The organism is Carboxylicivirga marina, from assembly GCF_016612505.1.
Taxonomy (GTDB): domain Bacteria; phylum Bacteroidota; class Bacteroidia; order Bacteroidales; family Marinilabiliaceae; genus Carboxylicivirga; species Carboxylicivirga marina.
Genome location: NZ_JAENRR010000003.1, coordinates 167,808 through 180,171 on the forward strand (window position 1 = coordinate 167,808; position 12,364 = coordinate 180,171).

The window sequence follows — 12,364 nt, forward strand, 5'->3', positions numbered from 1 at the left end:
ATTTTCTGCACAATTATGAAAATGCTGTACTCTACTCTACCGACGAATGTAAATCTATGTGTTAACAATTATAAAGGTAAAGAGTAGTTTAGAATGGAGGAGTGTTGATTAACTGCCTTCTCATAGATATGATAACCAGTAGTTATAATCGGATAAAATTCGTGTTAATATCACTTGTATTTTATCCGATTTTTATTGAAAAATAAAATACGACTCATATGTCCCGAACCATATTAATTATTTGTATCCTGTATATACAATTCATTACTATTAATGGAATAGCGAGCAATTATTACATAGATTCTAATAGTGGGAACGACTTTAATAGTGGCTTATCGCCAGAAAAGGCCTGGTCATCATTATCAAAAGTAAACAATACCAGCTTTAACCCCGGCGATAGTATTCTGTTTAAATCAGGCGAAATATGGAATGGTCAATTGTTAATTGATGATAAGGGAACCGAAAACAAGCCAATTGTATACACCTTCTATGGCGAAGGAGGCAAGCCCCAAATCAATGGGCAAGGGCAGGAGGTTTATACCATTAAACTGGCTGATGCAAGTTATACCGAGTTTTCAGGCTTTGATATTACCAATACCGGTGCTACCTCGCATGCGGGTCGATTAGGGATTTATATCACCGCTATGAATGGCGATATACAAGGTTTGGTCGTGAAAGACTGTGATATTCATGATGTGAATGGCGAAGTGGATAAAAATCTGCAATCTAAAACAACAGGCGCCGGCTTTGGTATCTATTGGTCCAATAAAGGCAGTGCCAGTGGACGTCTGGTGGATGCTCTTATCCAAGGTAATCATATCTATCGGTGCGAACGAAATGGTATGGGAGGCGCCATCAATCGAAATGTGTATCATTTGCGTTTATTAGTACGACAGAACCTGATTGAGCAGGTGCCTGGTGATGCCATCATTATGAATACCTGTGAGAATTCTATAGCCGAATACAATGTGGCGCGCGATTTTCCACGTACTTTACCAGAGAGTAATGCCGCCGCTGGTATCTGGCCCTTTAATTCTAAAAACACCATCATCCAGTTTAACGAGGTGAGCGGCCATCAGGCTTATCTGGACGGACAAGGCTTTGACAGCGATTTCTGGTGTGAGAATACCACCATTCAATACAACTACAGTCATGATAACGCCGGTGGATTTTTATTAATTTGTGGCAGTAAGGACCGCAGTCCCGATGGGGAATCAAGTCCCAATACTGGTACTATTGTGCGTTACAACATCAGCATCAACGATGGCGGACGCACATGGGGGAATCATGCACACGATTTTCCTTTGATCTATTTTCATGGTCACCCGGAAGGAACTATGATTTATAATAATACCTTCTATTATGGCAATAAAATGAGCGAACTGAATGGTACTTCGCCACATATGATTAAGGAGATTTGGGGAGAGCCTTGGTCAACGTCTATCTATAACAACATCTTTGCTTCACAGTTACCTGGAGCTAAAATTGACATGCGTAAAAACAAAAACACCAGCATCGACAATAATTTGTATTACAATACGCCAACTGTTGAGGATGAGAACGGCCCGATTACCGATATCAATGCAGTTAAAGCCAATCCCATGTTTGTTAATATGCTAGGGTATACAGTTGATGATTATCAATTAACAGAAGGCAGTCCTGCCATAAAAGCCGGAAGAGTGATTCCTGACAATGGAGGGCGAGATTTCTTTGGCAATCCGGTATCTGATACAGAAGTGCCTAATATTGGAGCTGATAATACCAATGAATGGGTTGGTATACTGGATACGCCTGCACAAGATGAATTATTTACCTCGTATCCCAATATCACAAGAGACAGCTTTTATATCGATATAAAGGAGCCTCTAAGAAATGCAGAAATTCGATTATGTTCTTTGAATGGAAAACTGCTTAACTCATATTCATACAAATTATTACCCAATGATAAACTGGAGTTGAACCTAGCTAAGCAGCGAAGCGGTATGTATATTGTACACATAATCGCCGAAGGCAAACAACAATCAAAACGAATCATAAAGCTGTAGAGTCTATGCTTAGAATATTGGATTTTAAATGTGGTTAAGTAGGGTGATTTTTGCAGATAGTTTAATAGTTCGCAGCGGCCTTGGCTGCTTAGCAATAAAACATCGGAACAATTAAGAATTGAATATTATTAATTGTTTCAGTAAGAAGTCGGGGTTTGGGGTTGAAACCCCATCATGATTAATGAACATTCCTCATTAATAATTTTGTACAATTATATTTTGCCATTATCATTCATATGAATGACTCTAATTTGCTCCGAATAATGTACACAAATCACGCATAAAAATAACACAAAACCACCATTGCTTTATATAAGATAGCCATTGATGAATCTGTGGCTATCTGTTGCTTGTATTCTAAGTAGTTTTAAAATTAGGTATAATGTCGAATTTTAGAACCGGATATGAAACAACTAACAATATGTATTTTGAGTATTATGCTGTTAAGCATCATGGCCACGGCTCAAAACAAAAAACCAAACATCGTCATCATTTATGTTGATGATTTGGGGTATGGCGATTTAAGTAGCTATGGAGCCACAGAGGTAAATACGCCCAATGTGGACAAATTAGCCAATGGTGGGGTCAAGTTCACCGATGGCCATTGCTCAGCAGCTACCTGCACACCTTCACGTTATTCTTTACTAACCGGGCGCTATGCTTTTCGTAAAGATGCAGCTGTACTACCAGGTGATGCTCCATTGCTGATTAGCACCGACAGAGCGACGCTGCCCGGCATGCTAAAGCAGAATGGTTATAACACCGCTGTTATTGGAAAATGGCATTTGGGTTTAGGTAATGGTGACGTGGATTGGAACGGCAAAGTAGCACCCGGGCCACTGGAAATTGGTTTTGACTACAGTTACCTGATTCCATCAACAGGCGACCGTGTGCCTTCGGTGATGTTGGAGAATCACCATGTGGTTGGTCTCGATCAGGAAGATCCTATAGAAATCTCTTACAAGAAGAAAGTAGGGACCGACCCTACTGGCATTGAAAATCCTGAATTATTACGTTATCCCTCAGATAAATTCCATGGAAAAACCATTGTCAATGGTGTAAGTCGCATTGGTTATATGTCAGGTGGTAATTCGGCCCGCTTTCGTGATGAGACAGTGCCATACCAGATGTTGCATAAAGCACGTACTTTCATTGATGAGCATCAGGAAGAACCATTCTTCTTATATTTTGCTTTCCACGATATTCATGTCCCACGATTGCCAGATGCTCGTTTTCAGGGAGCAACAGATATGGGCGTTCGAGGTGATGCCATTGTACAAATGGACTACATCACTGGTGAGTTGGTAAAGCATCTGGAGAAGAGAGGTTTGAGTGAAAATACCATCATTGTTTTCTCAAGTGATAATGGACCTGTATTAGACGATGGTTATACTGACGAATCGGTGGAGCGCTTGGGTAAACATCAACCTGCAGGACCCTACCGCGGTAATAAATACAGTGCTTACGAAGCCGGAACACGTGTGCCAACAATTGTATACTGGCCTGGCACTATCGTAGCCAGAGAGAGTGATGCTTTGGTGACCCAAACGGACTTATATGCATCCTTTGCTGAGTTAGTAGGGCATGAATTGGAAGCAAGCGAAGCTCCCGATAGTGAAGCCATGTGGTCGACCTTTGCAGGAGAGTCATTTGAGGGACGTGAGTATCTACTGGAAGAATCAGTGACACTTGCATTGCGCCATGGTCAATACAAATACATCCATCCAACCAAGAAAAATCCAAGCTGGATTAAGCTTGAGAAAAATATTGAAGCAGGTGTGTCAACTGAAGCACAGTTATTCGATTTGTCAAATGATGTTGGTGAACAGGAGAATATTGCTTCTAAGAATAAAAAGCTGGTTAAGAAGCTGCAGAAAGAAATAGAACGCATTCAAAACAACGAAGTAACACGTTAATTACAAACACTAATATAATTGTAAATAATCTTCCCCCTGGGAAAACGAAGTTTCGCTAATGCCATCTGAAAAATAAGCACTTATTAACAAATGCCGTCAGGCGATGGGGGAATGATACATTTTAAGTTTATATCATTCTTGACAATTAGCAATATTAAAACCTCATATCAATGAAAAATCTGCATTTTATATATTTAATAATAATTACATGCTTATTACTGGCATGTAACACGAAAGAAACGAGCGATTCAAAACCCAAACAACCTAATATTCTTCTTTTATTAGCTGATGATATGGGCTATGGCGAATTGGGCTGCTATGGTCAGGAGAAGATTCAAACCCCTGTACTTGACGATTTGGCCACGCAAGGCATGCTTTTTACCGACTTTTATGCCGGTAATGCAGTATGTTCGCCTTCACGTGCCGTATTGATGACAGGTAAATCATCATCATTCAATACCATTCGGGGTAACAGTGGATATTTTGGTGATGATAGATGGATGCGTGTGGCACTTAAAAAAGACGACACAACCGTGGCAGAGATGCTTCGTGAAGCAGGTTATCAAACAGGATTTGTTGGTAAATGGCATTTGGGCGACCCTAATGACGTGTCTACCTGGGCTCACAATCGTGGTTTTGATTATGCGGTGCAGGAGCAATGGGGTTCACGCTTTGGAGGGCTTGAGTTTGATGAGCGCATGCATAGAATTAATGGCATGCAGGACTCAATCTTCTATGATGTTAATGAATGGGAATGTCTCGACGATTTCAGGACAAACTTAGCGTTTAACTGGCTTGACGAACTCAAAACTGAAAAGCCTTTCTTTTTATTTATGTCGTATCGTGCACCGCATGGTCACGAATACACAATTGGAAATAATACACTGTATCAGGACAAAAACTGGCCGGAGGCAGAACGCTTACACGCTTCAAAAATTACTTTGTTGGATAAGCAGATAGGGCGCATGTTGGCCAAACTGGAAGAGATGGGTGAGCTGGATAATACCTTAATTGTGTTTACCAGTGATAATGGTGCGCATAAAGAAGGTAAAGGACACAGTCCGAATTTCTTTAAAAGCAATGGCCAATTGAAAGGCATTAAACGTGATATGTACGAAGGTGGAATCCGTGTGCCAATGATTGCCTTTTGGAAGGGACAGATTGAGGCTGCCAGTCAGTCGCAGCACATTGGAAGTTCACAAGATTTAATGTCAACATTCGCCGAAGTAGCTGGAGCAACAATGCCCGAAGGAGGTAATGGGGTATCTATTCTTTCTGCTTTGACAGGAGAAGAACAAACTGAACATGAGTTCTTAAATTGGGAGTTTCAGTTGGATGGCTGGTTCCGCACAATGCCAAAAGGTGGATTCCGTCAATCAGCACGAATTGGTAACTGGAAAGGTGTTCGTTACGGTATTGATTCAAAGATTGAACTATATAATCTGGATACTGATATTATAGAAAAAAATAATATTGCTGGCGAGCATCCTGAAATTGTTGAATTGATGCAGAAGGCTTTCAAAAATCGTTCAGAGAATGAAGTATTTCCCGAAGGAGGCGTTATTCAGGACTATAAGCCATCGGACAGATATAAAAAGGAACAACAATAGCATCAGAAAAAGCAATTATGAAACAGATATTAATTCAACTGATTCTTCTGGGACTGATAGCTGGCAGTTGTGCCGAGCAAGCAGGTGGTCGTCGGGTAGAAACATTGGACTCTAACTGGCAGTTTATCAATGAGGATATCCATGGAGCTGAACGGACAGGTTGCAATACGGATAATTGGGAAACCGTTAGTGTTCCACACGACTGGGCCATTAAAGGACCATTTGATGAAGAAATAGATAAGCAAAGTGGTATTATTAAGCAGAATAATGAGAAAATAGCCACTGAAAAAACGGGCCGAACTGGCGCCTTACCTCATGTAGGCATAGCTTGGTATCGAAAAGTATTTGCGGTACCTGACTATAAGTCTGGAGAGAAGGTGCTACTTACCTTTGATGGGGCTATGAGTCAGCCACAGGTATTTATCAATGGCACTAAGGTGGGCGAATGGAAGAACGGCTACAATTACTTCTATTTTGACATCAGCCAATACCTTAAAAAGGGAGAAAACCTATTAGCAGTCCGTTTAGAGAATCTGCCTTATTCATCGCGCTGGTATCCTGGAGCTGGATTATACCGAAAGGTTCAATTGATTGTTAAAGATGAAGTTTCCTTTAAGCATTGGGGGCACTTCATCACAACGCCTCAAGTATCAGAAAAGAGCGCTGCCGTTAATATAAAAAGTAAAGTAAGCGGGCGTGATGTATATGTGAAAGCCATCATTAAAGATGCAGCTGGAAACGTAGTTGCGAGTCATCAGTCTGAAGCAGGTGGCGGTGAAATAGAGCAGGTATTAACTGTTGAAAATCCTTCAATCTGGGATGTGGATTCACCAGATCTCTATTTCGCAGAGTTAAGTTTGTACAAAGGTGATGCACTGAAGGACCAGGAAACCATTCGTTTTGGTATACGAAAAATTGAGTACAATGCCGATAAAGGTGGGTTTTTATTAAATGATAAAGTCACCAAATTTAAAGGTGTTTGTCTGCATCACGATTTAGGTCCCTTGGGCGCTGCCATTAATAAAGCTGCCTTAAAGAGGCAATTGACCATTTTAAAAGATATGGGTTGTAATGCCATTCGTTCGTCTCATAATATGCCATCATTGGAACAGTTGGAACTGTGCGACGAAATGGGCTTCTTGTTTTTAGCAGAAAGCTTTGATGAATGGAAAAAGCCGAAGATGAAAAACGGCTACAATCTGTATTTTGATGAGTGGGCCGAAAAAGATGTGGTGAATCTGGTGCATGCCACTCGTAACCATCCATGCATAGTCATGTGGAGTTCAGGTAACGAAGTACCCGATCAACATGGTGCTGCTGGCGTGAAACGTGCCAAATGGCTGCAGGATATTTTTCATCGTGAAGACCCAACACGACCTGTAACCGTGGGCATGGACCAGGTAGAAGCGACTATGAAGAGTGGCTTTGGTGCCGTGATGGATATTCCGGGTCTAAATTACAGAGTGCATTTGTATAACGACGCTTACGAGAAATTCCCTCAGGGCATGTTACTCGGTTCAGAAACGGCCTCCACAGTGAGTACGAGAGGATTTTATCGTTTTCCGGTGGAGCAGATAAAAGATGATTACAATGCCTCAAAAGCTCAGAAGGAAGCTATTTATGGAGACACTTACCAGTGTTCATCATACGACCTGGAATATTGTGGCTGGTCAAATTTACCTGAAGATGATTTTGTATTACAAGAAGATAAACCTTGGGTGATTGGCGAATTTGTTTGGACTGGTTTTGATTACCTGGGTGAACCTACGCCATTTGATCAGTTTTGGCCGTCGCGCAGTTCATATTTCGGTATTTGCGATTTAGCCGGCTTGCCAAAAGATCGCTACTATTTGTATCGTAGTCGCTGGAATACAAAAGATGAAACATTACACATTCTACCGCATTGGAACTGGGAAGGTCGAGAAGGTGAAACAACGCCGGTATTTGTATATACCAATTACAACAGTGCAGAATTGTTTGTTAATGGTGTAAGTCAGGGAGTTCAAACTAAAACAAAGGATAAAAGCAAGCAACACCGTTATCGATTGATGTGGAACGATGTAAAATACCAAGCTGGAACCATAAAGGTGGTGGCGTTTGATAAGGATGGCAATGCTATTGCCGAAAAGGAAGTGCATACAGCAGGTGCACCCCATCATTTTGAATTGAGCGCAAATCGTAAGGTGATATCAGCAGATGGAAAAGATTTGTCATATGTGACTGTTTCGGTTGTTGATAAAGATGGTAACCTTTGCCCGAATGCCAATCATCAATTAAGTTTTGAAGTGACAGGTGCTGGTCTATTCAAAGCTGTTTGTAATGGTGATGCCACTTCATTGGAAATGTTCCATCAACCATCGATGAAAACATTTAATGGACAGTTAGTTGTGACTGTTCAATCAAAAGATCAAGCAGGTGAAATGAAATTGTTGGTGAAAGGAGAAGGACTGAAAGGAGAAATACTTTTGCAAACCAAATAAGCATATCATGGGAGGAATTAAACATAAACTAAAAGAAAATATTGGTGATGAAGTCATCATTCACTTTGAGTGCGATAAATGTCAACAGGAACAAGTGACTTATCTGAAAAAAGCTGAATTATTTCTTGAAGAGTTTACCTGTAAAGGAGGATGTGTGATGGAAAGCGATTGTACGAAATGCAAAAAACACATTGGTTGGATTCCCTTGGGAAGGGTGAAAAGTTTGGAAGTTTAAGAGGGGAAAAGTAATTTAAAATTTAAATTTTAGAATGAGTTGGTTTGGAAAAATAATTGTGGGATTCATAAAAGCATTCATCTTTTTCGGATTTTGTTGTGGAATAGAAAATGTATCTGCACAAACGGAACAACAACCCAATATCATTTGGATAATGGCCGAAGATATTGGACCTGATATTGAATGTTACGGAATGCCAGCCGTTAAAACACCTGAGTTGAATCGTTTGGCAGAAAGTGGACTATTGTTTACCAATGCTTATTGTACCAATTCAATATGTTCTCCAAGTCGCTCAGCCATGATGACTGGTGTTCATCAAAACAAAATAAATGCTCAGCACCACAGAAGTAATAGAGATGTGAATTTGGACCAAACGGTTCAGCCCTTTACCTACCATTTGAGAAATGCTGGCTACACCTGTATTTTGGGGCATCATGCGGTGATGAAAAAAGGACGCAAAATTGATGTAAACTACAAGCATAAAGCCATTGGTGAGTGGGATGGCGTAAACGATTTTGGCCTCTTTGATAAATTCGATCGTTTTAATAAAGATGATCAACCGTTTTTCAATCAAATTCAGTTGGTGGTCACCCATCGTGGCGATTGGTGGGACGAGGTGCGACAAAAGTCTAAATATAAAGTGAATCCGGACAGCGTGATAATGCCACCTTATATGGCCGATGACTCAATCGTTCGATTGGATTGGGCCAAGTATCTCGATCAGCTTGAATACATGGATAATGAGGTGGGGATGATCGTTCAGGAGTTAAAAGAAAAGGGCCTGTACGAAAATACAGTCATCATATTTATTGGTGATAATGGCCGATGTAATATCCGTGGGAAAGGGTATTTGTTTGATCCCGGTTTGCATATCCCTTTAATCGTTCACTGGCCAGAAGGTATTGCATCAGGAGCACTTAGAGAAGAACTCGTCAGTACCACGGACATAACGGCTACTATACTTGATTTGGCCGGGGCGGAGATGCCTAAGTATCTGACCGGGCAATCGTTCATGCAAGATGACTTTGAACGCGAATATGTTTATTCGGCACGCGACTTATGGGACGAGGTGAAAGAGCAATCTCGAAGTCTGTATGATGGCCAACATAAATACATCAGAAATGATATGCCTGAGCAGCCCTATGATGCGACACAGGCCTACCTTGAGTTTTATCGTCCCGCCTTACATGTCATGCGCAAGCTCAAGCAAGCAGGACAACTCAATCCGGTGCAGGCTTTGTTTTTTGAAAACGATAAACCGAAAGAGCAGTTGTTTGATTTAAAAAATGATCCGCATGAGCAATTCAATTTGGCATTGCAGCCTCATTATGAAGAATTGTTAGTGAAGATGCGCAAAGAGCTACAGAAGAAAGAATTGGAGATGACAAGCGCAGATGATACTTTCTGGCCCATACAGCCAAAATCAGTTGAAACCCTAAAATGGGTGAAAGCACAATACCCATTGGAGTATCAGGAAATGCTCAACGGTAAAGAGATAGGATTTCAGAAATACAGCAAGCTATATAAGCAATACAATCAGAAAAAATGATGTTAAGAAAATTATTTTTATCAGCAGTGATGCTTCTGGGCATTCTTGCAGCAGAGGCAAAGGAGAAACCGAATTTTATCATTATCCTGGCCGATGACTTAGGCTATGGAGATGTTGGATTTACGGGTAGTACACAAATCAAAACACCGCATATTGATGCTTTGGCTGAGTCGGGCGTCACCTTCACACAAGGCTATGTGTCGGCACCGGTTTGTGGACCTTCACGTGCGGGTTTAATGACTGGACGAAACCAGGTCAGCTTTGGTTTTGATAACAATCCTATAGTAGATGAAAGGGAATTGCCACAGTTTGATGAGAACTTTGTAGGTTTACCTGTTGATGAAACGACAATAGCAGACCGATTAGCAGAGTTAGGCTACGTGAATGGTTTAATCGGTAAGTGGCATTTAGGCGAAGTGGAGCACTTTCATCCATTAAAAAGGGGCTTTCATGAGTTTTGGGGCTACCTGGGAGGCGGTCACAATTATTTTGCCAATAAACCAGATGGAAAACCTTATCCATACAAGATTTTAAGTAATTACAAGGAGCCGCAGCCAATTACTTACATAACAGATGATAAAGGGGATGAATGTGTTGACTTTATTCGCCGTCATAAAGATGAACCATTTTTCCTGTATGCATCCTTTAATGCGCCACATGCGCCCATGCAGGCTACCGAAGACGATTTAAAGTTATATGCTCATATTAAAGATGAGAAACGACGTACCTATTGTGCCATGGTACACCGTTTGGATGTGAATGTGGGCCGCATTATGAAAGAGCTGAAAAAGCAAAAGATCGATGAGAATACAGTGGTCGTGTTTTTTAGTGATAATGGCGGTCCGTGTCATCACAATGCGTCCTTAAACATGCCATTGCGAGGAGCCAAAGGTACGCTCTTAGAAGGTGGTATTCGAGTGCCATTTGTCATGAGCTGGCCAGAGCAGTTAAAAGCAGGCACTAAATATGATTATCCAATCTCCAGTTTAGATCTAACGCCCACTTTTGTGGCCATGGCCGGAGGAACAGTTGATGCTAAGGCTAAATTAGACGGTGTGAATATTTTCCCATTTATCAACGGAGTAGAAACGAAGAGGCCTCATGAGGAAATGTTATGGCGCTTTACCATTAGCGCCGGTATTCGTGAAGGCGACTGGAAATTGATTCGCATGCCCGATCGTTTACCAATGCTCTATAATGTGAAGGAAGATGTGTCGGAGCAAAACAACGTGGCTGACCAACATCGCGAAAGAGTTGAACAGATGCTCAAAAAGCTAGGTGATTGGGACATTTCTCGTCCACAGGTATTGTATCTCGAAGGAAATAAGTGGAGACGTGAACAGGTCGACTTATATGACAGGAAGTATCAGTTAGCCCAGCCAAAGAAATAATTAATAGCGCAACATATGCCAGATTGCTAGCTCATTTGATAAATCATTATCAATACAAAAACAGGGAGCTGGCAATCTGGCATTCTATTATTTACTGACATTTCCCATGTCTATTAGGCAGCACTTGAAAGCTGCATTTCTATTAGCCTGAAGATTTTGTTGTCTTCGGGCTTGTTCTTTATCACTTTGGTAATTAGCTCATTAAAATCACCATCAATAAACTCAGCGATTATACGCAGTAATTCCAAGATAAACCCCCATATCCTAAAGGAAATGGTCATTTCAGTGGCATTGTCTTTAACATGTTCAAACAGACCACCCATTGATTCGTACGCATCGTATCTCTTGGCTAAGCTAAACACATTGTATTCAATCATAGCTAATGAGACGTCTGCTATTTGTGCATCAAAATCTTGAGATTGCGATTTCCCCAATGCGAAGTATTGCTTTGATTCTTTGAAGAATACTTCGATGCTCCACCTAATACTGTATATTTTATAAGCCTTTAGTATTCCTAGTTTTGTATTGGTTGTAGCCAACAAGTGCCACTTGCCCCGTTTGCTTGTTTTACAGAAGAACAGCTTTAATGGCACTGATTTATACTCAACTTGAACTTCGGCACAAAACAGGTTCAATGCTTTTTCTTTCTTGACCTTTTTTCTACGTTTGAGAAGCTGAGCAAGTTCTTTAGCAGTGTACAAGTCTCCTTTATAGCTGTATTTCGCCTTGGCCATTTTCACCATGCCAACTATATGCATACCTGTTTTTAACGAAAAAACTGATTTTAATATCGATTCACAGAAAAACCAACTGTCCATGAGCACATATTGCACATCCAACTTTTGTTTGACAGCTCTTTTGATCATAGATATAGCTGTAGATATTTTATCATCAGTTAATTCTTGCTCACGTAAATAACCACAGGAAGCCTTTTTTCGTTTCTTTGAATATTGCGCTTTCCTTTGTTTAGTCTTTAGGCCATATGGTGTTTTCTCGTTTTTGCCTTTCTCTTTGTGTAGGCTAAAATCTATTGAAAAGAAACTTTTACCGTCCCAATAGCCAAGAAACAGTCCTTTAAATCCCCAGAAACTACAATGTCTTACATGTGACCATATCTTACCAATATGTTCTGTTTTAT

8 protein-coding genes are annotated in these 12,364 nt (G+C 40.7%); 7 read left to right on the top strand and 1 reads right to left on the bottom strand.

The window, feature by feature from the left end:
• Nucleotides 1-218: 218 nt before the first annotated feature.
• From JIV24_RS02375 to JIV24_RS02405, 7 genes are all read left to right on the top strand, one after another.
• The gene (locus JIV24_RS02375; protein ID WP_200463400.1) at nt 219-2,045 is read left to right on the top strand and encodes a T9SS type A sorting domain-containing protein; all 1,827 of its coding nucleotides are present in this window, start codon (nt 219-221) and stop codon (nt 2,043-2,045) included.
• A 404-nt stretch (nt 2,046-2,449) separates the two neighbouring features.
• On the top strand, nt 2,450-3,961 hold the full coding sequence (locus tag JIV24_RS02380) for a sulfatase family protein (protein WP_200463401.1): 1,512 nt from the start codon (nt 2,450-2,452) through the stop codon (nt 3,959-3,961).
• Between the two features lie 170 nt (nt 3,962-4,131).
• Nucleotides 4,132-5,571: a sulfatase-like hydrolase/transferase gene (locus tag JIV24_RS02385; RefSeq protein WP_200463402.1), complete on the top strand. Its 1,440-nt coding sequence runs from the start codon at nt 4,132-4,134 to the stop codon at nt 5,569-5,571.
• Between the two features lie 17 nt (nt 5,572-5,588).
• Nucleotides 5,589-8,051, top strand: a complete 2,463-nt coding sequence (locus JIV24_RS02390) for a DUF4982 domain-containing protein (RefSeq protein WP_200463403.1) — start codon at nt 5,589-5,591, stop codon at nt 8,049-8,051.
• Nucleotides 8,052-8,058: 7 nt separating this feature from the next.
• Nucleotides 8,059-8,286 carry a hypothetical protein gene (locus tag JIV24_RS02395; protein WP_200463404.1) on the top strand — a complete coding sequence of 76 codons (228 nt, stop codon included), beginning with the start codon at nt 8,059-8,061 and terminating at the stop codon, nt 8,284-8,286.
• 34 nt (nt 8,287-8,320) lie between these two features.
• A complete protein-coding gene (locus JIV24_RS02400) occupies nt 8,321-9,835 on the top strand; it encodes a sulfatase family protein (RefSeq protein WP_200463405.1) in 1,515 nt (504 codons plus the stop codon).
• Nucleotides 9,832-11,226, top strand: a complete 1,395-nt coding sequence (locus tag JIV24_RS02405; RefSeq protein WP_200463406.1) for a sulfatase — start codon at nt 9,832-9,834, stop codon at nt 11,224-11,226. Before JIV24_RS02400 ends, JIV24_RS02405 begins: the two co-directional genes overlap by 4 nt.
• Before the next feature lie 113 nt (nt 11,227-11,339).
• Here the strand turns inward: JIV24_RS02405 and JIV24_RS02410 are convergent.
• Nucleotides 11,340-12,364: IS4 family transposase (locus JIV24_RS02410; protein WP_200463407.1), on the bottom strand; the 1,025-nt coding region annotated here is incomplete at its 5' end.

Excerpts from the sequence above, each read along its gene's own strand:
- JIV24_RS02375 (WP_200463400.1), top strand. The coding sequence starts at position 219 with ATGTCCCGAACCATATTAATTATTTGTATCCTGTATATACAATTCATT.
- JIV24_RS02380 (WP_200463401.1), top strand. The coding sequence starts at position 2,450 with ATGAAACAACTAACAATATGTATTTTGAGTATTATGCTGTTAAGCATC.
- JIV24_RS02385 (WP_200463402.1), top strand. The coding sequence starts at position 4,132 with ATGAAAAATCTGCATTTTATATATTTAATAATAATTACATGCTTATTA.
- JIV24_RS02390 (WP_200463403.1), top strand. The coding sequence starts at position 5,589 with ATGAAACAGATATTAATTCAACTGATTCTTCTGGGACTGATAGCTGGC.
- JIV24_RS02395 (WP_200463404.1), top strand. The coding sequence starts at position 8,059 with ATGGGAGGAATTAAACATAAACTAAAAGAAAATATTGGTGATGAAGTC.
- JIV24_RS02400 (WP_200463405.1), top strand. The coding sequence starts at position 8,321 with ATGAGTTGGTTTGGAAAAATAATTGTGGGATTCATAAAAGCATTCATC.
- JIV24_RS02405 (WP_200463406.1), top strand. The coding sequence starts at position 9,832 with ATGATGTTAAGAAAATTATTTTTATCAGCAGTGATGCTTCTGGGCATT.